23 protein-coding genes and 1 pseudogene are annotated in these 25293 nt (G+C 75.0%); 9 read left to right on the top strand and 15 right to left on the bottom strand.

Going from position 1 to position 25293, the window contains the following annotated elements:
- Positions 1–8 precede the first annotated feature (8 nt).
- From BMY40_RS11270 to BMY40_RS11240, 7 genes are all read right to left on the bottom strand, one after another.
- Complete coding sequence (locus tag BMY40_RS11270; RefSeq protein WP_093658239.1) at positions 9–914, bottom strand: LysR family transcriptional regulator; 906 nt, start codon at positions 912–914, stop codon at positions 9–11.
- A gap of 95 nt (positions 915–1009) precedes the next feature.
- Positions 1010–2137 carry an FAD-dependent oxidoreductase gene (locus tag BMY40_RS11265; protein ID WP_093658237.1) on the bottom strand — a complete coding sequence of 376 codons (1128 nt, stop codon included), beginning with the start codon at positions 2135–2137 and terminating at the stop codon, positions 1010–1012.
- Positions 2138–2247: 110 nt separating this feature from the next.
- Positions 2248–2841 carry a GTP-binding protein gene (locus BMY40_RS11260; protein ID WP_093658235.1) on the bottom strand — a complete coding sequence of 198 codons (594 nt, stop codon included), beginning with the start codon at positions 2839–2841 and terminating at the stop codon, positions 2248–2250.
- Positions 2822–3214 carry a DUF742 domain-containing protein gene (locus BMY40_RS11255; RefSeq protein ID WP_093658233.1) on the bottom strand — a complete coding sequence of 131 codons (393 nt, stop codon included), beginning with the start codon at positions 3212–3214 and terminating at the stop codon, positions 2822–2824. The genes BMY40_RS11260 and BMY40_RS11255 overlap by 20 nt, the downstream gene beginning before the upstream one ends.
- Positions 3211–3645: a roadblock/LC7 domain-containing protein gene (locus BMY40_RS11250; RefSeq protein ID WP_093658231.1), complete on the bottom strand. Its 435-nt coding sequence runs from the start codon at positions 3643–3645 to the stop codon at positions 3211–3213. The genes BMY40_RS11255 and BMY40_RS11250 overlap by 4 nt, the downstream gene beginning before the upstream one ends.
- Positions 3642–6029, bottom strand: coding sequence for a sensor histidine kinase (locus tag BMY40_RS11245; RefSeq protein ID WP_245770008.1), 2388 nt, complete (start codon positions 6027–6029; stop codon positions 3642–3644). Before BMY40_RS11245 ends, BMY40_RS11250 begins: the two co-directional genes overlap by 4 nt.
- 541 nt (positions 6030–6570) lie before the next feature.
- Positions 6571–6945: an RNA-binding S4 domain-containing protein gene (locus tag BMY40_RS11240; protein ID WP_093658227.1), complete on the bottom strand. Its 375-nt coding sequence runs from the start codon at positions 6943–6945 to the stop codon at positions 6571–6573.
- Between the two features lie 252 nt (positions 6946–7197).
- Here BMY40_RS11240 and BMY40_RS11235 point away from each other — a divergent pair, with 252 nt between their 5' ends.
- The 3 genes from BMY40_RS11235 (at position 7198) to BMY40_RS11225 (ending at position 11467) form a co-directional block, all read left to right on the top strand.
- Positions 7198–8406 carry a glycoside hydrolase family 6 protein gene (locus BMY40_RS11235; RefSeq protein WP_245770007.1) on the top strand — a complete coding sequence of 403 codons (1209 nt, stop codon included), beginning with the start codon at positions 7198–7200 and terminating at the stop codon, positions 8404–8406.
- 334 nt (positions 8407–8740) lie between these two features.
- A complete protein-coding gene (locus BMY40_RS11230) occupies positions 8741–10900 on the top strand; it encodes a glycoside hydrolase family 3 N-terminal domain-containing protein (protein ID WP_093658590.1) in 2160 nt (719 codons plus the stop codon).
- 156 nt (positions 10901–11056) lie between these two features.
- On the top strand, positions 11057–11467 hold the full coding sequence (locus BMY40_RS11225) for a DUF2267 domain-containing protein (protein WP_093658225.1): 411 nt from the start codon (positions 11057–11059) through the stop codon (positions 11465–11467).
- A gap of 242 nt (positions 11468–11709) precedes the next feature.
- Here BMY40_RS11225 and BMY40_RS11220 read toward each other — a convergent pair whose 3' ends face one another.
- Complete coding sequence (locus BMY40_RS11220; RefSeq protein ID WP_093658223.1) at positions 11710–12249, bottom strand: cupin domain-containing protein; 540 nt, start codon at positions 12247–12249, stop codon at positions 11710–11712.
- Between the two features lie 116 nt (positions 12250–12365).
- Between BMY40_RS11220 and BMY40_RS11215 the strand changes: the two genes are divergently transcribed.
- From BMY40_RS11215 to BMY40_RS11200, 3 genes are all read left to right on the top strand, one after another.
- Positions 12366–13346, top strand: a complete 981-nt coding sequence (locus BMY40_RS11215) for an RluA family pseudouridine synthase (RefSeq protein ID WP_093658221.1) — start codon at positions 12366–12368, stop codon at positions 13344–13346.
- 81 nt (positions 13347–13427) lie between these two features.
- Positions 13428–14117: an HAD family hydrolase gene (locus tag BMY40_RS11210; protein WP_093658219.1), complete on the top strand. Its 690-nt coding sequence runs from the start codon at positions 13428–13430 to the stop codon at positions 14115–14117.
- A 207-nt stretch (positions 14118–14324) separates the two neighbouring features.
- Entirely contained in the window at positions 14325–15518 is a 1194-nt protein-coding gene (locus BMY40_RS11200; protein WP_093658215.1) for a polyprenyl synthetase family protein, read from the top strand.
- 7 nt (positions 15519–15525) lie between these two features.
- On the opposite strand, the gene BMY40_RS11195 is transcribed toward BMY40_RS11200, so the two are convergent.
- The 6 genes from BMY40_RS11195 to dacB all read right to left on the bottom strand — a co-directional run bounded on the left by BMY40_RS11195 (position 15526) and on the right by dacB (position 21305).
- Positions 15526–16155 (bottom strand): acetoacetate decarboxylase family protein, encoded by a 630-nt coding sequence (locus tag BMY40_RS11195; protein WP_093658213.1) that lies wholly within the window; start codon positions 16153–16155, stop codon positions 15526–15528.
- Positions 16156–16320: 165 nt separating this feature from the next.
- Complete coding sequence (locus BMY40_RS11190; protein ID WP_143071764.1) at positions 16321–16536, bottom strand: hypothetical protein; 216 nt, start codon at positions 16534–16536, stop codon at positions 16321–16323.
- A 419-nt stretch (positions 16537–16955) separates the two neighbouring features.
- Positions 16956–17912 carry a cytochrome c oxidase assembly protein gene (locus BMY40_RS11185; protein ID WP_093658209.1) on the bottom strand — a complete coding sequence of 319 codons (957 nt, stop codon included), beginning with the start codon at positions 17910–17912 and terminating at the stop codon, positions 16956–16958.
- Complete coding sequence (locus tag BMY40_RS11180; protein WP_093658207.1) at positions 17909–18436, bottom strand: DUF2243 domain-containing protein; 528 nt, start codon at positions 18434–18436, stop codon at positions 17909–17911. Before BMY40_RS11180 ends, BMY40_RS11185 begins: the two co-directional genes overlap by 4 nt.
- 93 nt (positions 18437–18529) lie before the next feature.
- A complete protein-coding gene (locus BMY40_RS11175; protein ID WP_093658205.1) occupies positions 18530–19600 on the bottom strand; it encodes a P1 family peptidase in 1071 nt (356 codons plus the stop codon).
- A 97-nt stretch (positions 19601–19697) separates the two neighbouring features.
- Positions 19698–21305: a D-alanyl-D-alanine carboxypeptidase/D-alanyl-D-alanine endopeptidase gene (dacB, locus tag BMY40_RS11170; RefSeq protein WP_093658203.1), complete on the bottom strand. Its 1608-nt coding sequence runs from the start codon at positions 21303–21305 to the stop codon at positions 19698–19700.
- Between the two features lie 237 nt (positions 21306–21542).
- Here dacB and BMY40_RS11165 point away from each other — a divergent pair, with 237 nt between their 5' ends.
- Complete coding sequence (locus tag BMY40_RS11165; protein WP_245770006.1) at positions 21543–22751, top strand: PP2C family protein-serine/threonine phosphatase; 1209 nt, start codon at positions 21543–21545, stop codon at positions 22749–22751.
- Here the strand turns inward: BMY40_RS11165 and BMY40_RS11160 are convergent.
- The gene (locus BMY40_RS11160; protein WP_093658588.1) at positions 22748–23965 is read right to left on the bottom strand and encodes a PP2C family protein-serine/threonine phosphatase; all 1218 of its coding nucleotides are present in this window, start codon (positions 23963–23965) and stop codon (positions 22748–22750) included. The genes BMY40_RS11165 and BMY40_RS11160 overlap by 4 nt on opposite strands.
- Before the next feature lie 359 nt (positions 23966–24324).
- Between BMY40_RS11160 and BMY40_RS28560 the strand changes: the two are divergent.
- Positions 24325–24777: pseudogene (locus tag BMY40_RS28560) on the top strand (N-acetyltransferase family protein); the annotation flags it as partial.
- On the top strand, positions 24766–25269 hold the full coding sequence (locus BMY40_RS28555; protein ID WP_342745071.1) for a GNAT family N-acetyltransferase: 504 nt from the start codon (positions 24766–24768) through the stop codon (positions 25267–25269). The pseudogene BMY40_RS28560 and the gene BMY40_RS28555, both read left to right, overlap by 12 nt.
- Positions 25270–25293 lie beyond the last annotated feature (24 nt).

Here is a 25293-nt window from a genome sequence, read left to right as displayed (position 1 = left end):
GGCCGGTCTCAGCAGCCGGCGCGGTTCGCCGCCACCGCCTCCAGCTCCCGGAGCACCAGCGCGGTGGCCGGTATCCGCAGATGCTCGCGGAGCACGTACGCCGAGACCTGCCGCCGGGCGGCCGGGTCCAGGGCGCGCCCGGTGACCTTCCGGTGGACCAGGAAGGACAGCACCAGCCCCGGCATCATGGCGATGCCCAGCCCTTCGGCGACCAGGCTCTGGACCACGAGGTTGTCGTCGGTGGTGAAGACGATGTCGGGGGCGAAACCCAGCTCGGCGCACTCGTGCAGGAAGTTGGTGCGGCAGCGCAGGCACCCGGCGATCCACCGCTCGTCCGCCAGCTCCGCCAGCCGGACCGCCCGCCGCCGGGCCATCGGATGCCCGGTGGGCAGCAGCACGGTGAGCTGGTCCTCCAGCAGCGGGATCTCCACCAGTTCGTCGGGCACCTGCTCGCGCAGCCCGGGGTAGGTGAAGGCCAGGGTGATGTCGCACTCGCCGCGCACCACGCGGTCCAGCGACTCCGGCGGCTCGCTCTCCTGGAGCTCCACCCGCACCCCCGGGTGGTCGGCCGCCAGCCGCGCCAGCGCCTCCGGCACCAGGGTGGCCCCGGCGCTGGGGAAGGCGCACACCCGCACCCGGCCCGCGCGCAGCCTGGTCAGCGCCGCCATCTGCTGCCGGGCGGCCTCCATGCTGCCCAGGATCGCGCCGGCGTGCCGGGACAGCGCCTCGCCCGCCTCGGTGAGCCGCATCCGCCGGCCGGCCCGCAGGAACAGCGGAGTGCCCACCGCCCGTTCCAGCGCCTTCATCTGCTGGGTGATCGCGGGCTGTGTGTACCCCAGGGACCGGGCCGCCGCCGAGTACGAACCGGTGCGGACCACCTCGTGGAAGGTCCTGATGTGCCGCGAATCGAACATGCCGGAACGATAAACGGATTTTGGGGGTGGCGAAGGACCGCTACGAGCCTTGGATGGAGCGCGCACGGACCGCGGAGCACCGGAAGGACACCGTCCTACGGGCGCTCGCCGAGCACCGTCATGGTCCGGCCGATCAGTCCGGGCACGTCCGCGTCCCGCACGCCCTCCATCAGCCAGGCGCCCAGCCGCACGGAGTTCTCCACGACCATGCGCACCCGCGGCATGCGGCGCTCCCGGTAGGCGGCCGGCAGCTCCTCGTCCCAGTCGGCGCCGCCGGCGAGCAACTCGGCGAGGACGAGGGCGTCCTCCAGGGACATCGCCGCGCCCTGGGCGAGGGTGGGCGGGCAGGCGTGGGCCGCGTCCCCGGCCAGCACGACCCGGCCGCGGTGCCACGGCCCCTCGACCAGGAGCCGGTGGAACCAGGTGTAGTTGACCGCGGAGTCCTCCGATATGGAGGAGCGGATCTCCTCCCAGGCGCCGCCGTAGCCCGCGGCCAGTTCGCGCATCCGGGCGGCGTACGAGGAGGGGGGCAGCTCGGCGCGCTCGCGCGCGGGCTCGACCAGATAGGCGTAGAGGGAGTCCTCGCCGGTGGGGCAGTAGCCGGCGATGTAGGCGGGGCCGCCGTAGGCCAGATCGGTGCGCTCCACGCCCCGCGGGCGGGGCGCGGTGACACGCCAGATGCCCATTCCGGTGGGCTCGGGCCGGTCCTCGATCCCGATCATCGCGCGGACGGGGGAGCCCAGCCCGTCGGCGGCGACCACCAGGTCGTAGCGGCCGGCGGTGCCGTCGGTGAGGCGGACGTCCACCCCGCCGCCGTCCTGCTCCAGGGACTCCACCGTGCAGCCGAGCCGGACGCGGACCCCGGCCGCGCGTACGGCGCCGGTCAGGACGCGCTGGAGATCGGGGCGGCGTATGCCCAAGGTGGCGGGCAGTCCGGGCCCGCCGGTGCGGATGTCCTCGGCGACGTGCAGCACCGTGCCGTCCGGGGCGATCAGCCCGAGGGTGTCGAAACCGAAGCCCGCCCTGCCGACCTCCTCCCACACGCCCACCTCGCGCAGCACCCGCAGGGCGTTGCCCTGGAGGGTGATGCCGGAGCCCTGGACGTTCCAGTCGGAGGAGACCTCCACCAGGTCGACTCCGATGCCCGCGCGGCGCAGCAGGACGGCGAGGGCGTTGCCGCAGATCCCGCCTCCGACGATGAGAACGGTAGGGGCCGGGGACATGACTTCCTTTCGGGAGAGCCTTCGGGGAGGGGCGTGCGGGGAGGAGCCGTGCGGAGTGCGCGCCGGAGCGCGCCGGCCGGCGGGCGGGGGAGGGGCGGCCTCGCCGCCGGTCAGCCGGCCGGCTCGTGGACCGGCGCGGACCGGGCCATCAGCAGGTCGATCAGGGCGACCAGCAGATCGCGGCCCGCCTCGGGCCGCCGTACGTCCCCCAGCAGCAGCGGGACGCCCGGGTCGAGGTCGAGGGCGTCGCGCACCTCCTGCTCGGTGCGGTCGCAGCGGCCGTGGAAGCAGTTGACGCCCACCACGAAGGGGATGCCCCGGCTCTCGAAGAAGTCGATGGAGGCGAAACTGACCTCCAGCCGCCGGGTGTCGACCAGGACGACCGCGCCCAGGGCGCCGTTGACCAGGTCGTTCCACATGAACCAGAAGCGCTCCTGGCCCGGGGTGCCGAAGAGGTAGACCACCAGCTCGGGGTTGACGGTGATCCGGCCGAAGTCGAGCGCCACCGTGGTGGTGGTCTTCTCCGCGACCCCGCCGATGTCGTCCACTCCCACGCTGGCCTCGGTCAGGTACTCCTCGGTGCGCAGGGGGGCCACCTCGCTGACCGCCCCCACCATCGTGGTCTTGCCCACCCCGAAGCCCCCGGCGACGAGGATCTTGACGGCCAGGGGGCCCGTCGTACCGTCAGAGTCTCTGGAGCCCATCCCTCACCGCCTGAAGAGTTTCCACGTTCAGTCCACCACTTCCCCCGTCCGCCAGCGGCGGACGGGTCGTCACCCTGCCGAGCGCCACGAGATCGCCGATCAGGATCTTCGTCACCGACACGGGCAGGTCCAGCTCAGCGGCGATCTCCGCCACCGCGGCCGGCTCGCGGCACTGCTCGACGATGGCCCGGTGCTCCGGCTCCAGCCGCCGCCCGGCGGGCCGGCCCTCCTCGGGCTCGACCGTCGTCACCACCGTGATCAGGGTGAGGTCGTCGCGCTGCGGAGCGGTGCGGCCGCGTGTGATGGTGTACGGCCGGACCAGTGAGTCCTCTTCTTCTCCGTCGGACTCCAGACTGTCCGTCCAGTGGTTCACCCACGTCCACCCCCGCCGGAGGCCGGGGCGTCGGACCGGGCCTCGGTGCCGAGCTTCTGGCCGACCTGCTGGACGAGGGTGTGCATGGCCACCGCCATCACCTCGGCGTCCACGTCCTGGGAGGCGACGACGGCCAGGTGGGTGCCCTTGCCGGCCGCGGTGATGAACAGCCACAGGTTGGCCAGCTCCACGATGACCTGCTGCACCGGGCCGCCGTCGAACAGCTCGTCGACGCCGCGGGCCAGGCTCTGCTGGCCGGTGGCCACGGCGGCCAGCCGCTCGGCGGCGGTGCGTTCGATGGTGCCCGACTGGCTGATCACCAGCCCGTCGTCCGACAGGACGACGGCGTGCCGGGTGCCCGGCACCTGCTCGACCAGACCGTCCAGCAGCCAGTCCAGGTCTTGGTTGGTGGCGGTGGTTCGCTGTGTCATGTTCGGTCTTCCGTCTTGGGTCGGCTCTGACCCGGCGTGCTGCCGCCGGTTGTGGAGGGGGCGTCGGGGGCGGCCTGCTGCCTGGCGATGCGGGACTGCCGCTGGAAGGCGCCGATGGCGGCGCCGGAACGGGCGGGCTCCGGGCGCAGGGTGAGCGTGTCCTCGTCGGGAGCGGGGGCTCTCCGGGCGGCCGGCTTCCGCAGCTCGGGGACGAGGCTGGCCTGGCGGACGCGCTTGGGCAGGGGCCTGGCCTCCGCGCCGTCGTGCCGCGCTTCTCCGGCGCCGTCGGGGTTCCCGGCGGCTTCGGTGTCCCGGGCGCTCCCGGTGTCCCCGGCGCGCCGGGCCGCTTCGGCGGACGGCGGGCCCGCCGGAGCGGGGACGACCGCGGACATCGCCCGGCCGCGGGACCGCACGGGCAGCGGCGCGGGGGACCCGCCGGCCGGCCGCGTGCTCTCGCTGCCGGCGGCGCTGCCGCGTACGGCGTCCGCCTCACGGCGCGCGCCGGCCCTCCGGGGCGCGTCGTCGGCGGGCCGGTCCGCCACCAGTTCCTCGGGGATGTGGACGATCACCCGGGTGCCGCCGAACACCGACGGCCGGAACTCGACCCCCAGACCCAGCCCGGAGGCGAGCCGCGCGACCACGTACAGACCGAGCCGGACGTCGTCGGCGCGGGAGAGCATGTCGGCGCGGGGCGGATCGGCGATGAGCCGGTTGACCCGCTCGTACTCGTCCGGCTCCATGCCCAGGCCGCGGTCCTCGATCTCCACGACCAGGCCCCGCCCGACCATGCCGGCCCGCACCTCCACGGGGGTGGGCGGCTTGGAGAACGCGGCGGCGTTCTCCATCAGCTCGGCCAGCACGTGCACCACCGGGCCCACGGCGCGGCCGGTCAGCCAGGGCCGGCCCTCGACCTCGACCTGGATGCGCCGGTAGTCCTGCACCTCGCCCAGCGCGGCGCGCAGCACGTCGAGCATCTTCACCGGCTTGCGCCAGCGCCGCTGCGGCTGGCCGCCGCCGAGGATGACCAGGTTCTCCTCGTAGCGGCGCAGACGGGCCGTCAGATGGTCGAGGTCGAACAGGCCCTCCAGCACCTCCGGGTCCTCGTGGCGGCGCTCCATCTCGTCGAGCTTCTTCATCTGGAGGCCGATGAGGAGCTGGGTGCGGCGGGCGATGCGCTGGAGCAGGCGCTCGAAGCCGCGGTGCTGCTCGACCTCCCGTACGGCGGTCTCGACGGCGCTGCGGCCCGCGAGGTTGAGGGCCTGGCCCAGCCGGCCCAGTTCGTCCCTCTCGTGACCGACCCGGGGCACCTCGGTCTCGGTGTCGACCGCCTCGCCGCGGCGCAGCCGCTCGACGACGTCCGGCAGCTTCCTCTCCAGCTCCAGGGCCTCCTGGCGCAGTGATGTGATGCGCCGTCGCAGGACGCTCGCGGTCCGCAGGCTGAGCGTGACGACCAGGAGGACCGCGACCAGGCCGATGGCGGCGACGATCGTCATGCGGCGCTCCAGAGATGCCAGCGCCTCGTCGCCGACCCGGTTGATGTCGATGGTCCGGTTCATCACCAGCTTCTGGAACTGCGGGGTGATCGCGTCCACCGACTTCCGCCACTCGGCCTCGGAGTCGGGCAGGGGGATGCCGGACGCCCCGTTGTGGGAGTGCGCGCCCAGCAGCACCCGCTCCGTCTCGGCCTTGCCCAGCCAGTGGCTGCTGGTGGTCATCTGGCGGTACAGCAGGAGGTCCTCGTGCGGCAGGTGGGGCGCGATCCGGCTCTCCAGCAGGAACTGCTGCGCGCCGATCCACTCGGTCAGGTTGGAGTGCTCGCCGTTGGTGATCCGGCGGGTGCCCCAGCCCCGGGCGAGCAGGGCGTCCTCGCGGGAGAGCATCTCCTTGGCCCAGAACAGGTCGATCAGGACCCTGGCCCGGGCCGTCACCTCGCTGTTCTGCGAGCGGCTCAGGGTCTCGAAGAGCCGCAGGTCGACGGCGATCAGCTCGGTGAAGTAGCGGAAGACGTCGGCCTGGCCCGCCACCCCGTTGTCCACGCTCTGGCGGATGCGGTCGATGCGGAGCATGTCCGAGCGGGTCAGCTCGACGATCTCCCGCAGGTCCTCGGGTGCGTTGGAGGCGTCGATGCCGGACAGCGAGCGGAAGGCGCGAATGGCCTCGTCGGTCCGGGCGCGCTGCTCGCGCAGGGCGGCGCGGGTCGGGCCGTCGGGATCGGCCAGCATCTCGGCGCTGAGGCGCCGCTCCTCCTGGAGGTTGAAGTAGACGGCGTTGGCCGGGGTGCCGGCACGGGCGGCGAGGGCCTTCTCGTCCTTTTGGACCTCCCAGTCCCGCGCCCACTGGGCGGTGCTGACACCCCACAGGGCGATCATGGCGAGGCTGGGCACGACGGCCAGGATGAGCAGGGCCGTCCGGATCGAGTTCGGACGCAGTGAACTCAGGCGGAACGTTTTGCTCGCCGACCGCCCCTGCCGCCTCGGCACACGGGTGCGCAGTGCCATCTCTCCCCAGCAGTGGTTCACGGTGACGGGTCGCCGCTGGTGAGGGCGGCGAAGGACGGAGCGATGTTAGTCATACGCGGTGTCAAAAGAAAACAGGTGGGGGCGTACTTCGCATCACCTGACAGCACGTCCGGCCGGGCCCTCGGACCTGCCTCGTCGCGGTCCGCCGGCGAGGCCGTCCGGCGAATGATTGAAAATTGGACGATAGTGCGGGGAGGGGACGGGGGGCCGGCTCCAAGGGAGCGGAATCACCGGGGGCGCCGATGTCGCGGTGTGACCGGGATCATGGGCGGCCGGGGGATTCCCCGCCGCGAATCGGGGTGGCCGCGCGAGGGTGCGGACGTGCGGTCCCGGCCGTGCGTCCCGGTCGTGCGGGACCGGGCCGTACACCGACGGCGTACGGCCCGGTCCCACGCGGCGGGTGGGGTCAGCGACCGCGCAGCCGCTCGATCTCGCGCCGCTCGCGCTTGGTCGGGCGGCCGGCGCCGCGGTCGCGCCGGGCCGCCGGGGCGGTGTACTCGCGCGGGGGCGGGGGCGGGCTGTTGTCGACGAAGCACTCCGCCGCGACGGCGGCGCCGACCCGCTTGCGCACCAGGCGCGTGACGACGACGATCCGGTCGCGGCCCAGATGGCGCAGCCGCACCTCGTCGCCGGGGCGCACAGGGTGGGAGGCCTTCACGCGGTCCCCGTTGATGCGGACGTGGCCCCCGCGGCAGGCGTCGGCGGCCATCGAACGTGTCTTGGTGAGCCGGACGGACCAGATCCAGCTGTCGATCCTTACGCTCGCCTCGTCTGCAGCCATGCCTCCGACTCTAGAGGAGGGCGCCGCGCGGCGGGTGCTCCGCCGCCGCCCTCGCCCTTCGCCTCCGCAACCAAAGCCCCTGGTGCGGGGTGCGGGGCGCGGCGGGCTCCGCGGAAAAACCGGGCGGGGGTCTTGACGGGCGGCGCTGACGGGAGGAAGGTCTGGCAGCGAGCATGGGAGCGCTCCCATCAAGCGGCGGGCCGTGCCGCCGGTGAGTGCTCCGTCGGACCGCCCACGTCAGGAGCCGGGAACGTGCGCAGACGCAGAAGAGGAACCGTCATCGCAGCGGCCGCAGCCGCCGCCGCGCTGGCACTGGTCGCCGGGGCCGCCGGGACGGCCGGGGCCGCCGACCGGGCCGCGGAGGGGGCGGAGAAGCGGGGACGGGGCGGAGAGCGCCTGTACGTACCGCCGGCCAACCCCGACGCGTACACGCAGATCGGGGAACTGGTGGAGGCGGGGGAGTACCGGGACGCCGCCGGCATCGCCCGGATGGTGACCACCCCCCAGGCCGTCTGGCTCAACGGGAACGGGGACGACAGCCGCATCCGGCAGGAGGTGGCCCGCATCGTGCGGGACGCCGCGCGCAAGGGCGCCCTGCCGGTGCTGGCCCTCTACAACGTCCCCGGGCGCGACTGCTCGCAGTACTCGGCGGGCGGCGCGGCGAACACCGCCGAGTACAAGGCCTGGATCGACGAGGTCGCCAGGGGCCTCGGCGGCAGGAGGGCGCTGATCGTCCTGGAGCCCGACTCCCTCGCCCTGCTGCCCTCCGACTGCGGCCAGGACGATGACGAGGGCACCCTGACCGCCGCCCGCTACGCGGAGATCCGCTACGCCGTCGAGACCCTCTCGGCCCGGCCCGGCGCCACCGTCTACCTCGACGCCGGACACAGCGGCTGGCACGGCGTCGGCTCCATCGCGCCCCGGCTGGTCGAGGCCGGGATCGAGCGGACCGCCGGCTTCTACCTCAACGCCTCCAACTACCGGGCCGACGAAGAACTGGCCTGGTACGGCAAGCTGGTGTCCGGCTGCGTGGAGTACGTCCAGGGCGGCGGCGACGCGGCCTCCTGCCCCGACCAGTGGTCGGACAGGAACGACGCCCAGGCCTGGCTGGACGAGAACGTCACCGCGGACCCGTCCGACCAGCCCCACTTCGTCACCGACACCAGCCGCAACGGCAAGGGGCCGTGGACGGCTCCGGCGGGCCTGTACCCGGACCCGCAGGAGTGGTGCAACCCGCCGGACCGCGGCCTGGGCGCGCGGCCGACCACCCGCACCGGCGACCCGCTGCACGACGCCCGCCTGTGGATCAAGATCCCCGGCGAGTCGGACGGCCTGTGCCTGCGCGGCACCGAGGGGCCCCAGGACCCCGCGCGCGGCATGGTCGATCCGGCGGCCGGCCAGTGGTTCCCGGAGCAGGCGCTGGAACTGGTGCGCAACGCGGAGCCGCCGCTGCGCCCCTGAACCACGACCACCCGTCCGGAAGGCTCCCCGCGCCTGGAGTCCCGGTCGGGAACCCCCGGTCCGGCGGCGCGATGAGGGCGCGCCGCCGAACCGGCTCCGCGTCCGGCCCCGGTGTCTCCTCCGCCGGGGCCGGACGTCCGGCCCGGTGGCCACCGGCCGGGGCCGGAAGCCCCCCACAGACCGCGTGTCCAGAGCGCGGCCCCACCGGAAGGACGGCACCGCGATGAGACGGACGACGAGAGGGACCCCCGGACAGCGGACGGGACGGACACCGGCCGGCACCGCGTTACGCGGGCGGCTCCGGCGGCTGACCGCGGGAGCGGCGGTGAGCCTGATGGTGGCCTGCAGTCTGAACGGCACACCCGCCGCGGCGTCGGCCGACGCGCCGCCCGCCTACGAGGACCCGGCACTGCCGGTGGACGACCGAGTCGAGGACCTGCTGTCCCGCATGTCCCTGGACGACAAGATCGGCCAGATGACCCAGGTCGACCGGAGCGCGCTGGAGACGCGGTCGGACCTGGCGGCCTACCGCATCGGCTCCGTCCTGTCCGGCGGCGGCTCCGTCCCCACCCCCAACACCCCCCAGGCGTGGGCGGAGATGTACGACTCCTTCCAGCGCACCGCGCTGTCCACCCCGCTGGGCATCCCCATGATCTACGGCGTGGACGCCGTCCACGGCCACAACAACGTGCGCGGGGCGACGATCTTCCCCCACAACATCGGGCTCGGCGCCACCCGCGATCCCGGACTGGTGGAGCGGATCGGGCGCGCCACCGCCGAGGAGGTCTCCGGCACCGGTGTCGACTGGACCTTCGCGCCCTGCCTGTGCGTGGCCCGCGACGACCGCTGGGGGCGCACCTACGAGTCCTTCGGCGAGACGCCCGAACTGCCCGGTGCGATGACGTCGCTGATCGACGGCCTCCAGGGCGCCTCGCTCGACGCCCCCGGCTCGATCCTGGCCACCGCCAAGCACTACATCGGCGACGGCGGCACCACCGGCGGCGACGACCAGGGGAACACCGAGCTGAGCGAGGCCGAGCTGCGCGCGATCCACCTGCCGCCGTTCCGCGAGGCGGTGGAGCGGGGCGTGGGCTCGGTGATGGTCTCCTACAGCAGCTGGAACGGCGCGAAGCTGCACGGCCACCGCTACCTGATCACCGACGTCCTCAAGGGCGAACTGGGCTTCACCGGCTTCGTGGTGTCCGACTGGGCGGGCGTGGACCAGCTCGACGGGCGGGAGGGCTTCACCGCCTCCGAGGTCCGCGACGCGGTGAACGCCGGCATCGACATGGTGATGGTGCCCCACGACTACCGCAGGTTCATCGAGCTGCTGCGCGGCGAGGTGCGGGCCGGACGGGTGCCGATGGAGCGCGTCGACGACGCCAACCGCCGCATCCTGGCGAAGAAGTTCGAGCTGGGTCTGTTCGAGAACCCCTACACCGACCGCTCCTACACCTCCACGATCGGCTCCGCCGCCCACCGCGAACTCGCCCGGGAGGCGGTGCGCAAGTCCCAGGTGCTGCTGAAGAACTCCGGCGGGCTGCTGCCGCTGGCCGAGTCGGCGAAGGTCTTCGTGGCGGGGAAGAACGCCGACGACATCGGCAACCAGAGCGGCGGCTGGACCATCACCTGGCAGGGATCCAGCGGTGACATCACACCGGGCACCACCATCCTGGAGGGCATGCGGGCCGCGGCGTCGGACCCCTCGAAGGTCGCCTACGACCGCTACGGCAACGGCATCGACGGCTCCTACGACGTGGCCGTGGCCGTGGTCGGCGAGAGGCCGTACGCGGAGATGGAGGGCGACCGGCCCGGCTCGATGGGCCTGGACCAGGAGGACCTGACCACCCTCTCGCGGCTCAAGGCCTCCGGAGTGCCCGTCGTGGTCGTGCTCGTCTCCGGCCGTCCGCTGGACATCGCGGGGCAGCTCGACGGCTGGGACGCGCTGCTCGCCTCCTGGCTGCCGGGCACCGAGGGCGCGGGGGTGGCCGACGTGCTCTACGGCGGCCACGCGCCGACGGGGAAGCTCCCGGTGACCTGGATGCGGTCCGCCGGCCAGCAGCCGGTCAACGACGGCGACGGCAAGGACGCGCTGTTCCCCTACGGGTACGGACTCACCTACACCGACGCCGGCCCGGAGGAGCCCGGCGAGCCGGAGGAACCGGAGGAGCCCGGTGAGCCGGGCGGCCCCGGACAGGCGCTGTGCACCGCCGACTACCGGGTCGTCAACCAGTGGTCGGGCGGTTTCCAGGCCGAGGTGACGGTGCGCAACAACGGCTCCGCACCCGTCGACGGCTGGCAGGTGCGCTGGACCCCGCAGGGCGGGTTCACGGTCGGCAGCGTCTGGAACGCCACGCTCACCCGCTCCGGCGACACCGTGATCGCCACCGGCGCGGCCTGGAACGCGCGGCTGGCCCCCGACGGCTCGGCGACGTTCGGCTTCACGGCCGCCGGGTCCCCGGCCGTGCCGGACACCGTCTGCGGCGGTTCCTGACACGGCTGCCCGCCCCGGTGAAGGCTCCGGTCCGGCCCCGACCCGAACCCGTCACCGGGGCCGGACCCGAGCCGCCCCCGGAGCCGCCGAACGGGTGTTTCCTCCCATTTCGCCCGGGTACCGGGGCTGGGTCAGCGAAGAAGGGACGAGGTGACCATGCGGTACGACACCTTCCTCGGACAGGTACAGGCGCGTGCCCGGCTGGACAACCCCGGCGCGGCCGAGACCGCCACCCGGGCCAGCCTGGAGACCCTCGCGGAACGAGTCCCGGCCACGGTCGCGGAGAAGCTGGCCGCTCAGCTCCCACGCGAGATCGGCGAGCATCTGCGCAGGGTGGCGTACGCGCCCGACGAGCCGGCCTCGGGCATGCGGATGAGCCCCCAGGAGTTCTTCGACCGCGTCGCGCAGCGCGCCTCGGCCGACCGCCCCAAGGCCATGCACGAGGCCCGCTGCGTGATCGAGGTGGTCGACGAGGCCACCGGCGGGGCGTGCTCGGCGAAGATCCGCCCCTCACTGGACGACGAACTCGCCCGGGTGCTTTTCGCGGGCAGCTCGGGGCACACGTGAGCAGGGGCGGTGCCGGCCACCGGCCCGGTGCCCCGGCACCCGCCGGGGCGCCCGCGCGACGATCCCTGAGACGGTGACCGTGTTCGTCTTCTTCTCCAACCGCACCGGGTGCCTGGGCTCCCTGCTGGTCAGCCTGGCCGGTACGGCCCTCCTGCTTCTGCTCCTCTACAGCTGCCAAGGGCGCTGACCGGGCGCTGACCGGGAAAGCGGGGCGGCGGGGCGGGTCCCGCGAGCCGGGGCGCCTACGCGGTCCCCGGCGACGGCAGCGGCTCGCCGCACCGCTCGCAGACGCCCGAGTCCGCCCGCTCGTTCATCCGGCCGCAGGCGGGGCAGACCCGGTCCAGCATGCACGGGCCCTCGCCGCCCTCGTCACCGCCCTCCTCCCCGCCGGGAGCGGCGCGCTCCACGGAGGACGGGCGCGCGCCGACGGTCATGCCGGGCCGCCGGCGGTGGACGGTCAGGTAGACCAGGCCGTCCGGGCCCGCCCGCAGGGCCCGCCGCGAGGTGCGCGGCAGCCACACCAGGGCCTTGGGGGCGAGCGCCCGGCGCCCGCCGGAGCCGTCCTCCACCTCCCCGCCGCCGGCGACCACGAGCAGCAGGACGTCCAGATCGTTCTCGGCGTGCTCGCCGACGGACGCCCCCGGCGGCAGGCGCACCAGGTTCGCGTCGAGCTGCCGTCCGGACTCGGCCAGCCGCCACAGCGCCCCGCCCTCGTCCGGCGCCGCCCGCGCGATGCGGTCGTCGAGGTCGGTCAGGACGCGGGGGCTCTGGTCGGGGGACACCGGCACCTCCGGGAAGGGGCGTGGACGGTCGCCCCGATCCTACGGCGGCCCGCCCCGGCGGCCGGACCGGGCGCCCGGCCGTCCCGGTACCGCACGGCACTAGGCTTGCCCCCGAGATGAGACGCAGACGCCCGGTGCCGCCCTCCCCCCTGCCGCAGCGCCACGGGATCGATCCCGTCCGCCTCAGGCTGCCCGAGGACGGCCGCTGGGAGACGGTCCGGGACCACCTGGTCGACCGGCTGCCCGCGGTGGCGCCCGCCCTGATCGACGCCATGCTGCGCGAGGGCGCCGTCTGGTGCGCGGACGGCCCGCTGGCGCCCGCCGCCCCGTACCGGCCGGGTGCCTACCTGTGGTTCCACCGGGAGCTGCCGCAGGAGGCGCCGGTGCCGTACGCGGTGGAGGTGCTGTACCGCGACGACGTCCTGGTCGTCGCGGACAAGCCGCACTTCCTGGCCACCACACCGCGCGGCCGCCACGTCACCGAGACCGCGCTGGCCCGGCTCCGCCGCGACCTGGGGCTGCCCGCGCTCAGCCCGGCGCACCGGCTGGACCGGCTCACCGCGGGCGTGGTGATGTTCACCGTCCGCCCCGAGCACCGCGCCGCCTACCAGGGCCTCTTCCAGGGCCGGCGGGTGCGCAAGGAGTACGAGGCCGTGGCGCCCCACGACCCGGGCCTCGCGCTGCCGCGCACGGTGCGCAGCCGGATCGTCAAGGAGCGCGGGGTCATCGCCGCGCGGGAGGTGCCGGGGGAGCCCAACAGCGCCAGCCGCGTAGAACTGCTGGAGCACCGCGGCGGACTCGGCCGCTACCGGCTGGTGCCGGTGACCGGCCGCACCCACCAGCTGCGCCTGCACATGAGTTCCCTGGGCATCCCCGTCCTGGGCGACCCGGTCTATCCGGCGGTCACCGACCCCGCCCCGGACGACTTCTGCCGCCCTCTCCAACTGCTGGCCAGGTCACTGGAGTTCACAGACCCCATCACCGGCCGCGCACGCCGCTTCACCAGCCGGCGCACGCTGTCCGCCTGGGAGTGCCACCGGCGGTGGGCCGCCGGGGACGGGGCCCAGGGGGCGGTGAGCACACCCCCGTCCGGGTGATCACGCGCCCCATGGCCGGGGAGTTCGGGGGTAACCGGGAAGACGCCTCTCGGGAGGCCGACCGGCGGAAAGGGGCTGCGGATGAGCGGCGACGGAACGGGAAGGGCCGTGCTCTTCGATGTGGACGGCACCCTGGTGGACACCACCTATCTGCACACCGTGGCCTGGTGGGAGGCGCTGCGGCAGTCGGGCCGCCGGGTGCCGATGTCGGTGATCCACCGGACCATCGGCATGGGAAGCGACCAGCTCCTCGCCCGGTTCCTCGGTGAGGACCACGATCCGGACGAGGCCGCCGCCGTCAGCGCCGCCCACCACACCCTGTACGCCGAGTACTGGCCGAGGCTGGCCCCGCTGGACGGAGCGGCCGAACTGCTGAGGGCCTGCGCCGACCGCGGCTGGACGGTCGTCCTGGCCAGCTCCGCGCGCGGCGACGAACTGGAGGCGATGCGGCGCGCGGTGGGCGCGGACGAGGCGGTGACCGCCGCGACCAGCTCCGATGACGTGGAGGCCAGCAAACCCGCGCCCGACCTGGTGCGCTCCGCGCTCGACGGCGCGCAGGTCACCCCGGACCGGGCCGTCTTCGTCGGCGACACCGTGTGGGACGTGGCGGCGTGCGAGCGGGCGGGCGTGCCCTGCGTGGGGGTGCTCTCGGGCGGCATCACCCGGCGGGAGCTGGAGGAGGCGGGCGCGGCGGAGGTCTACGAGAACCCCGCGGACCTGCTGGCCCACCTCGACGGCAGCCTGCTCGCCCGCCGGCCCGGCCGGGGCTGAGCCCCGCCCGTGCCCCCCGGCGGCGGAGGTTCCCCGCCGCCGGGGGAGGGCACCCGTTGCCCGCCGTCCCCGGTGCCCGGGACATCGGCGGCGAGGACGACGGTGAGGAGGCCGCGATGCCCGTCAGCCGTACCCCGCCCGCGCCCCGGCCGGCGAGGCGCCCCCGCCTCGCCGCCGGGCGGGGCGCGACCTCGTGCGGAACGCCCGATGGCCGCGACCGGTCCCGGCGCCCGCGGCGGTGACGGTTCCGGCGGTGCCCACGGGCGGCCGCCGGAACCGGACCTGCCGCCCTCCCCGGCCCGCGGCGAATCCACAGGACCCGACGGCGAGTTCCGCCGCGGTCTCGAGGAGACCCTGCGGCGCTACACCGACCGCAGGTGCGAGGAGGCCGGCGGCCTCGACGGCCTCTTCCGCGCCCGGCCGGCCGCCGATGTCACACGGTTCGCGCTGCACGGGGGCAAACGGACGCGCGCCGCCTTCCTGTGGTGGGGCTGGCGCGCCGCCGGAGGGCGCCCGGGGGACGGCGACGAGGCCACCGCCCTCCGGCTCGCCGGGGCCCTGGAACTGCTCCAGGCCTGCGCGCTGATCCACGACGACCTGATGGACGACTCCGCGCTGCGCCGCGGCCGCCCGGCCCTCCACGTCGACCTCGCCCGCCGCCACCGGCGCGAGGGGATGCTCGGCAGCCCCGAGGCGTACGGGGCGTCTATGGCGACCCTCGCCGGCGACCTCGCGCTGGCCTGGGCCGACGACATGTTCGCCGAGGCGCTGCCGGAGGGGCCGGCCGGGCAGCGGGTCCAGGAGCCGTGGCGGGCGATGCGCACGGAGATGGTGGCCGGCCAGTTCCTCGATCTGCACACCCAGGCCGAGGGTGGCTTCTCGGCGCCGACGGCGCTGCGCGTGGCCTGTCTCAAGAGCGCCCTCTACAGCGCCGAACGCCCCCTGCAACTGGGCGCGGTCCTGCGCGGCGCGTCCCCCGCCCTGGTCGGCGCGCTGCGCCTGGCGGGCCGGCGGGCTGGGCTGGCCTTCCAGCTCCGCGACGACCTCCTCGGCGTCTTCGGCGACCCGCGGCGAACGGGCAAACCGGTGGGTGACGACGTACGGGAGGGCAAGAACACCTATCTGGTCGCCCTCGCCCTGGCCCGCGCCGAGGCGCTCGGCGACGCCGGGGCCCGCGCCGTCCTGCGCGAGAGCCTGGGGGACCGGACGCTGACCCCCCAGCGGCTCGCCCGCTTCCGCGACGTCCTGACCGCGCTGGGGGTGCGGGCGGCCGTGGAGAGGCGGATCGAGCGGCTGAGCGCGCTCGCCCTGCACGGGCTCCACCAGGTCTGCGACGACCCCGCCGTCCACCGGGGGCTGACCGCCCTGGTGAGGGCGGCGGCGGGCACGGAGCCGCCGTGACCGGCGGTCAGCAGCGCACCGGTTCGGGAACGGTCATGCGGAAGGGGCGCACCGCCACCGAGAGCCGTGCGGTGGTGCGCTCCAGGGGCGGAAGCCGGTCCGACCACGAGGTGACCGCCACCGTCTCGGGGCGCAGGGACCCCACCAGGCGGCCCGGGACGAACAGCCGCCGCCCGGCCGAGCCGGAGAAGCCCGGAAGGGGCAGCGGAAAAGCCGGGAGCCGGAGCCTCCCCGGGGCGAAGGCCAGCCCGGCGACCGGGCCGTCGTGGTCGGTGACGTGCACCGAGCCGTCCGACCACGTGAACGAGGCGAGCTCCTTGGGCAGCCCCCAGATGTCCCGGCCGCCCCGCACCGACGCGGTGTCGCTGACCCAGATGCGGTCGATCAGCAGTCCGGCGCGGCGGCCGCGCCGGACCAGCGGGCCCATGGCCAGCTCGTCGTAGACGAGGGTGCCCTCCCGGTACCGGACCAGTCCGACCGCCAGCAGGGAGGTGCCCGCCAGCGGGCGGAGGTCCGGCGGGACGGGCAGCCGGTGGCGCACCGGCAGGAGCGCCGCCCACAGATGCCCCCGGAAGCTCCAGGGGGCCGGCGGGTACGGCGGGAGCGGCCCGTTCGGGGCGGGGGCGGAATCCGGCATGCTCCACGGCTCCTTCCTGCCACGGCCTGTGGTGCGCGGACCTCGTACCCCGTGCGCGGCGGGCCATGTGGGAGGGGCCGTGCGGGACGCGGGCGGGCCGCGCAACGGCGGGTGGGTGCCCCGCGGCCGGGCCGCGGGGCACCCACCCGGGATGCCGCCGAGTGATTACTCCGCCGTGGTGGCGTTGCTGGTCATGCAGCCCTTGGTCTGGCTGCCCGCACTCGGGAGCAGACCGCCCAGCAGGCCGGGGTTGACGTGCTCGGAGCACATCTGGACGCCCGACTCGGGGCTGGTCGAGGCGGCGGTGGCGGCGGGGGCGGCGGCGAACAGGGCGCAGCAGAGACCGGCACCGACCGCGGACACGCGGACAAGACGACGCATGGGATCAATCTCCTTCGAGACGTTGGGGACTTCCACCGTGACCCCGGCGTGGCCCGGCCGCGCGGCGGCCTGCTGCATTCGGCCCCTCAAGTCACCCGCAAGTATTTGTCGATCTGTCGCTCTACAGCCCTGTCGCCCTACCGTCCTGCCGCCCTGCCGCCCTGCCCGGCGGGCGCCGCGGCGAAGTCCTGCCGGTGGGCCGGGATCCGCGCCGGGCCTTCCCGGTACCGGACGGACGGCGGCCGCCTCGTGCGGGTCCCTTGCGGACCCGCCGGGCGGCACGTCCTCCTCCCGGGCCCGGCTTCCTCGTCCAAGGCGAGCCGGAGTCGGGGTGTCTCGGCTCGTTTGGGGGCCGGCCGGAGAAGGGAGGAGCCGGCGGCCGATCTGTGCGGGGGACGGACACCCGGCCGCCGGCGGCGTCAGCGCATGGAGATCCGCTGACCGATGTGACTCCCTTGCGGGTTGTGTCCTTCGCGTACCCGCCGTTCACGGTCGCACTCATACGGATGGCAACCGGATGCCGGGCGGGCGCCGGGCGGGTGCGGCGGGTCCGCCCGGGCGGCGGCCGGCACCGTCGCGGCGCCGGACCGCCGCCGGGAGCGGGCCAGGGCGCGGCCGCCGGCGGTGTACCACTGCACGGCCAGGACGACGGCCAGGGCCAACTCGACCAGATCGCCGCCGTAGTACATCAGCCGGGCTCCGGTGTGCAGGTCGGCGGGGGCGAAGCCGGTGCCGTACGGGGGCGCGGCGTAAAGGGACTTGGCGAGCGCGGCGTGCGCCGCCCCCGCGCCCAGCAGCGCCGCGCCGCGCCAGGCCGGGCCCCACCGGCGCCGTACCGGGTCGAGCCGGCACACGGCGAAGGTGAACAGCAGTCCCGCGGCCAGGACATGGAAGTGCACCGCCGCCTGGAGGAGGGGCCGGTCGTGGGAGGCGGACCACAGCGGTGTGCGGTACAGCACCCACAGGCCGCCCACGTCCAGCAGCGCGGCCAGGGGCGGGAAGACCAGCCAGGCGGCGGGCCGGGAGTGCGCCGCGGCCAGCAGGGCGCGCCGGCGGCGGCCGGGGGGCAGTACGCGCAGCGCGAGGGTGAGGGGCCGGGCCAGGACCAGCAGCAGCGGCGCGGCCATGCCGACCACCAGGTGCCGGGCCATATGGGCGGTGAACGGGCCGCCGGGCGGTGTGACGACGGCGGCCGAGGCCAGAGCCGCGCCACCGGACGCGAAGCACAGGTCGCGCGCGTACGGCCAGATGTCGCCGCGGTGCCGCAGACGCGTGGCGGCGAGCAGGTAGCAGGCGACCGCGAGCAGCGCGGCGGCGGCGAGCAGGACCGCCGGACCCGGGACCGCACCGGAGGAGTGGACGTGCTCCGGCGTCACCGGGAGGGCTCCGGCGGCTTGGAGGGCCCGGGGCGGCCGGGCGGGCCGGAGGTGCGCCCGGCGCGTACGGCCAGGACCGCGCCGACGCCCAGCAGCGCCAAGCCGAGGCCGTTCCACGCCAGGTCGTAGGGGAGCAGATCGGCGCCGTAGCGGATCTGGTGGATGCGCAGCACCTTGTGGTCGACGATGCCGTCGAAGAGCTGGAAGGCGCCCAGACCCAGAAACAGCCCGGCCCGGGCATGGGCGGGGGAGAGGGTGCCGCGGCGGCGCATGTCGGCGTGGAGCACGAAACCGGCCACCAGGCCCAGCAGCTCCGCGGTGTGCAGCAGCCCGTCGGAGAGAAGCCCGATCGGCGGGGTCGAACGGTCGTAGAAATGGTGCCAGTTGAGCAACTGGTGGAAGACGATCTCGTCGACCGCGGCCATGAGCGCCGCGCCGATCAGCGCGCAGACCGCCAGCGAGCGGCGGGGCCGGAGCGGGGGCCGGGAAGGCGGGGCGGCGGGGTGCGGGGCCGGTTGGGTCATCGTGGTGTGCTGCCCTTTCCGGGAGGGTGCGTGCCGTGCCCGCATACGCGTACCCGCTTTCCCGCGCCGCCCCCGGCCGCCGTACGCCGGCCGTCACGCGCCGGACGAGGAAACCCTTCCGGCGAGCTCGCGCAGCCGGTCCACCGGCACCGCGGGCACCGTACGGCCCAGCCGGCCGGTCGTGGTGACCGCCGCGCACAGGGCGTTGAGCACCGACTCCTCGACCGCCCGGAGGACCGCGCCGAACAGCGGGTCGAGGCAGCGGTCGGGCACCGCCGCCGGCACGCCGCCGCGAAGGGGGGAGGTGCTGAACGCGAGCCCGTAGTCCCCGCTGCCGTGGCCGTAGGAGGCGCCGACCCGGCCCAGCGCGAACACCGCGCGCCGGGCCAGCCGGCCCAGCTGCCGGGCGTCCAGCGCGGCGTCGGTGGCGACGACCACCATGCACGAGCCGTCCTCTCCGGGATCCGGGTCCGCGGGCGGGCCGGCCGGCTCCGGGAGGACGGCGGCACCGGCGATCCGCAGCGTCCCGCCGAAGTTGGCCTGCGTCAGCACGCCCACCCGGACCGCGCCCGCCGGCTCCAGAGAGACCCGCCGGGAGGCGGTGCCGATCCCCGCCTTGAACCCCAGCGCGCAGGTGCCCGTGCCCGCGCCGACACATCCTTCCGCCACCGGCCCGCCCGCGGCCCCCTCGATCGCGGCCAGCACGTGCTCCTCGCGCACCGGCCGGGCCCTGATGTCGGAGAGGTACCCGTCGTTGCACTCGCCGACCACCGGGTTGAAGGAGAGCACCCCGGCGTGTTCGGGGCGGGCGAGCATCCAGCTCACCACGGCGTCCGCGGCGCGGAAGGCGCTGAGGGTGGAGGTGAGGACGACCGGCGACTCCAGCTGCCCCAGCTCGGCGAGCTGGGTGGCGCCGACCAGCTTGCCGTAGCCGTTGGCGGTGAACAGCGCGGCGGGCAGCACGGTGCCGCCGGGCCGGGGCCCGATGCCCGCCGGGACGACGGCGGTCACCCCGGTGTGCACATCGGGCTCCCTGCGGACGGTGGTGTGTCCGACCGCGACGCCCGGCACGTCGGTGATCGCGTTGTACGGGCCCGGCTCGTCGCCGTCCGCCACGATCCCCAGCTCCCGCGCCCGTTGGGAATGCTGGAAATAATGTGCCATGCGCCGTCCTTCCGTCGTCTCCCGTCACGGGGGCCTCGTGCCGCGGGGCCCTCCGTCCGCGGCGATCAGGATGCCATCGGGGAAACCGCCGAGTGCGTCAGCAGCTGCGCGGCTTGGCCCAGGAGCACTCCAGTTCCGCGGGGGGAGTGCCGGGCGGTGCGGAGCGCGGGGCGGCCCGCTCCACGCCGTTCCCGCCGTCCCCCTCCCGCCCGCCGTGCGAGGCCAGGGTGACCGCGACGGCGTCCTCGACGTCCTTCACGGAGGAGGCGAGGTGGTTGTTGAGGACGACGCTGAAGAACATCTCGCGCCCGTCGGCGCCGGTGACGTAACCCGACAGGGACGAGGCGCCGGTCAGCGAGCCGGTCTTGGCGCGCACGTTGCCCGCGGCCGGGGTGCCGCACATCCGGGAGCGGAGGGTGCCGCCCACCATGCGGTCCCTCTCGCAGGCCACCGGCAGGGAGTCGTACCACTGGCCGAACCACGGCTCGTCCCGTACCGACGCCAGCAGCCGCGCGAGCTGCCCGGCGGGCATGAGGTTCATCCGGGACAGGCCCGAGCCGTCCACCTGGCGTAGGGCGGCGGTGTCCAGCCCCTCGCTCTCCAGATAGCCGGTCACGGCCGACAGCCCCGCGCTCCAGGTGCCGCGGCCCGAGGTCTTGTGGCCGATGGCCTTGGTGAGCACCTCCGCGTGGTTGTTGTTGGAGAGCTTCATGAACGGCAGGAGCAACTCCCTCAGCGGCATCGAGCGGTGCTCGGCCACCTCCTTGGCGCCGCGGGGAGCGGCCCGGCCCAGGAGGGTGCCGCCCGAGACGCGCACCCCGTGGTCGGCGAGCGCGTCGGCGAAGACGGCGGCGGCGTAGCCGGTGGGCTCCCAGACGCTGGTCCAGGAGACCGTGGGATCCGCCCCGACGGGTATGTCCCCGTCGACCACGATGGTGTTGCCGCCGTGCTCGCGTTCGATGGAGAGGGTGTCGGGCCCGCCCTCGGCGACGGTGGTGCCGCGTACGTCGACGGTGACGTAGTCGTTGGGCGGCGTCAGGGTGACCTCCGGCCTGTCACCGGGGTTCTCGCCGGGGACGGCGCGGACGCGGACGGTGCCGGCGTCGTAGTCGGTGTCGGGGGCGACGGTCAGCGGGGAGATCTGCGCGGAGTAGTAGGCGGACTCGTCGTCGGCGGCCCAGGCACGGCCCAGGCGCCGGTCGTCGAAGCGGGTGTCGTCGGCGACCAGCCGGCCGGTGACGCGTCTGATGCCCGAGGCGGCGACCTCGGCGGCGAGCCGGTCGTAGTCCTCGGCGAGCATGGTCGGGTCGCCGGTGCCGCGCAGGTACAGGTCGCCGTGGAGCACCGGGCCGTGGCGCCGGCCGTCGGTCAGCACGTCGGTGCGGAAGCGGTACCCGGGGCCGAGCAGTTCCATCGCGGCGGCCGATGTCGCCAGCTTGGCGTTGGAGGCGGGCATCAGCCGGTCGCCGGGCCGGCGCTCGTAGAGGACGCGGCCGGTCTCGGCGTCGCCGACGACCACGCCCGCCGCGGCGCCGGACAGCCGGTCGTCGGCGAGGACGCGGTCGAGCGCGGCTGCCAGCCCGGCGTCGGCGGGGTCCTCCGCTCCGGCCGGGAAGCTCCAGGTGAGGGTCAGGGCGAGGCCTGCGGCGAGCGGCCACCAGCGGGCTTTGGCACGGAGTCGTGTTCCTGCGCTGCGTCTGGTCATGGAGCGAGGATCGCGCAGTTCCCCGGCCCGCGACAGAAGGCCGGAACCGCCCGGCGGGCCGGGCGGTTCCGCGGCGGCCGTCGGCGTGTCGGGGCACGGTGCTGGTGCGCACGGGTGACGCGGCGTGCGAATCCCCCGGTACGGCCGGGGGATGGGGGAGGGTTGGGACACCGGGTCCGTCCCGCGCGGCACGGGCCGTCCCGGCGGAACCCGACCACGAAAGGTGCGGAAGCAACGGTGCGCGGCTCTCGATCCCCCGGAGGGGCGCGGGTGGGCGGGAGCCGGACGAGGGACCACGCCCCCGCGAGGCTCGGCTCCCGGACCCTGGCGGCCCTGCTCGTCGTCGTGACGCTGCTGGTGGTGGTGCCCGACTACCTGACCGACCGGGGTCTCGGGCTGGTCCCCCTGCTGATCTTCCTTCCGGCCTTCGTCGCGGGCCGCGGTACGGCGCGGCAGACCGCCGTCGCCGCCGCGTGGGTCGTCGTCGTCCTGGTGGGGCTGCTGGTCTACGACCCCTTCCAGACGGTCTCCGCCAACATCTCGACGGTCGCCTTCACCGTGGTGCTGGGCGGGCTGAGCGTCGCCGGGGCCTGGCAGCGGAGCCGCAGGGACGAGGAGATCAGCCGGCTGCGTTCGGCCGCCGCCGCGCTGCAGCGCCAGATCCTGCGCCCTCTTCCGCTGCTCACCGACCGGCTCCTGGCCGACGGCGTGTACGAGCCGGTGGAGGAGGACAGCAGGGTCGGTGGCGACATCTACGAGGTCATGCCCTCGCCGTACGGCACCCGGGTGCTCATCGCCGACGTCCAGGGCAAGGGGCTGCCCGCCATCGGGACGGCCTTCGCGGTACTGGGCGCGTTCCGGGAGGCCGCCGGCCGGGAGCCGGAGCTCACCGCTGTCGTGGAGGCACTGGAGAGCGCGGTCGTCCGGCACAACGCCTTCGAGGCGCAGACCGGGGAGCCCGAACGCTTCGTCACCGCGCTCGTCCTGAACGCAGACGGCGGACGGGAGGTCCAGGTGGTGGACTGCGGGCACATCCCGCCGTACCTGCTGTACCGGGAGCGGACCGGGCCGGCGGTCCGGCCGGTCCCGTTGCGGAACTCCGGGGTGCCCCTCGGGCTGGGCTCCCTCGCGCCGGAGTCCCGCACCGTCGAGCGGTTCCCTCTTCCGCCCGGCGCCATGCTGCTGCTCTGCACGGACGGTGTCACCGAGGCGCGTGACTCCGCCGGAGCCTTCTTCCCCCTGGAGGAGCGCCTGGCCGGCTGGGTGGACGCCTCTCCCCGCGAGGTGGCCGCGGGCCTGCTGGACCAGCTGGCGGCCCACACCGGGGGCAGCCCGGCGGACGACATCGCCCTTCTGGTCCTGCGCCGGAGCGCGCCGTCGGCGCCGGAGCGCGAGGACCCCTCCGGCAGCGGCGGGCCCGGCCCCCCGGCCGCCGGTTCCCGTTAGGCGGGGTGCACACCTGCCCGGGCCGCGGCCGGCCCGGAGTCCTCGGGCCGGGGGCCGAACCACTCGCACAGCAGGACCGTCGCGTCGTCCTGGAGCCGGCCGCCGTGGTGGCCGAGTACGGCGTGGACCAGACGGCGCAGGGTCTCGGGCACGGGCAGGCCGTCGGCGTGGTGGCGGATGAGGAAGTCGAGGAAGCGGGAGAGGCCGAACTCGCGGTCGCCCTGTCCGCGGGCCTCGGTGATGCCGTCGGTGTAGAACACCACGCGGTCGCCCGGCTCCAGCTGCTCGCGGCACAGGGTGCTGGCCAGGCCCAGTCCGGTGCCCATCGGATGGGCGGGCGGGCAGCGCAGCAGGGTGGACCAGCGTCCGCCGCGGATGACGACCGGCGGGTGGTGCCCGCGGTTGACCCAGGAGAACACACCGGTGCGGGTGTCCAGGGCGGCCAGGATCCCGGTGGCGTAGCGGGTGTTGCCGAACTGCCGTACCAGGATGTTCTCGATCGCCTCGCCGGTCTCGGTGAGCGTGGCCCCCTGCCGCCGCAGGTTGCGGTAGGCGGCCACGGCCAGAGCGGCGGTGAGCCCGGCCGCGGTGTCGTGGCCCATGGCGTCGAAGACCGACAGGTGGACGATGGGGCCGGCGGTGGCGTAGTCGTAGGCGTCGCCGCTGACGAGGTACGCCGGCTCCAGGGCGGCGCTGATCACCACCCGGCCGTCGGCGTAGGTGCGCGGGGGCATCAGGTGCCACTGCATCTCGGCCGCGACGTTCATCTCCCGGGTGCGCGCCAGCCGGGCGGAGGTGTCGCTGGTCCTGCTCTTGCTGTCCAGCAGGAGCGCCGTCAGGGTCGCCAGCAGCCCCATGTGCTCGTGGGTGCGGTCGTCGTCGAGGGCGGTGCTGACGTTCAGCACCCCCAGGCGTTCGGTGCCGTCCAGCAGGGGGACCCACCACCGGTAGCCGTGCGGCCCGGCTCCGGCGGCGGGCAGGGTCTGGCCGTACTGGAAGGCCCGGCCCGGCACGGTTCCCTCGACGGCCAGTTCCCTCTCCTCGGTGTCCGGGAGCGGTTCGCGGCCCGGCAGCAGGCGCAGCGAGTACTGCTGCAGGTCGGCCAGGTAGATCCGTACGTCCTGGAGTCCGGCGGTCGCCGCGTGCTCGGCCACGGTGACCGGCAGCATCTCCAGGGGAGTCATGTGACTGGCTTTCAGCAGGCCGGCGAGCATGAGGCGGACGGCGGAGTCCCGTTCCGGCACAGTGGCTCCTTACGGTCGTCCGCCCGGCCGTGGGGCCGCTTCGGCGGCGGTGGCGGGCGGTGGGGACGGGCAGCGGTGGCGGGCAGGGGGCCGGGTGCGCCGGGAGCGGCCGGTGACCGCCGGGAGGGGGACCGCCGGCCACCGGTGCGAGGGCGCCCGGGCGCCTGTTCGCGACTCCACCTGTCGGCGCCCGGACGCAACCGTCGCCTACCCCGGGACGCGCGCGGCACGCCTGCGGCCGCGGGGCGCCGGCGCGTGGAGGGGGCGATCGCCCGCCCGGGGGTAATCGGGGTGCGCCGGGGGCCGTGCCGATGCCAGGATGCGCCGTCGTGGAGAGCAACGATCCCGTCATCCGCCGTGCCCGGGCCCGCGACGCCGCCGCGGTGGCCGAGGTGTGGCTGCGCTCCTTCGCCGCGGCGCTCCCCGGTGTCCGCCGGGCGCACGGAGACGAGCAGGTGCGGGCCTGGTTCCGGGATGTGGTCGTACCGTCCCGCGAGACGTGGGTGGCCGTGTGCGGGGGCGCGGTGGTGGGGATGATGGTGCTCGGCGAGGGGGAGCTGGAGCAGCTCCACCTCGACCCCGGGTGGCGGGGCCGGGGGCTGGGCGACCGGCTCGCGGACCTGGCGAAGCGGCGGAGGCCGGACGGGCTGGAGCTGTGGACGTTCCAGGTCAACGGTCCGGCGCGGCGGTTCTACGAGCGGCACGGTTTCGTCGCGGTGGAGTACACCGACGGCCGGCGCAACGAGGAGCGCGAGCCCGACGTCCGGTACGTGTGGCGGCCTTCCCCCGCGGTCCGGGTGCGGGAGCTGACGGCCGACGACTGGGCCGACTGGCGCGGGCTGCGGCTCGCCGCCCTGGCGGAGGCGCCGTACGCGTTCGGGGCCCGGCTCGCGGACTGGCAGGGCGACGGCGACCGTGAGGAGAGGTGGCGGGCCCGGCTGGGTGTCCCCGGTGCGCATTTCACCGCTCTGCTGGAGGGCCGGCCGGCCGGCCAGGTCAGCGGCGTCGCGGAACCGGACGGGGAGGCGGCCGAGCTGATCTCGATGTGGGTCGGCCCGGGTGCGCGGGGCCGGGGCGTGGGGGACGCGCTGGTACGGGCGGTGGCGGGGTGGGCCCGGAAAGCGGGGGCGAGGGAGCTGCGGCTGTCGGTGATGCCGGGCAACGAGCGCGCGGCGGCCCTCTACCGCCGCCACGGTTTCGAGGACCTGGGCCCGGTCGGCGACGAGCTGCCCGACGGCCGCCGGGAGCACATCATGGTCAAACCGCTCGCCTGAGGCCGGACCCGAGGGCGCGGGGTC

The organism is Streptomyces radiopugnans (assembly GCF_900110735.1).
Lineage (GTDB): Bacteria > Actinomycetota > Actinomycetes > Streptomycetales > Streptomycetaceae > Streptomyces > Streptomyces radiopugnans.
Note: the sequence above shows the minus strand (reverse complement) of the source record. Positions and strands in the feature narration are given on the sequence as shown.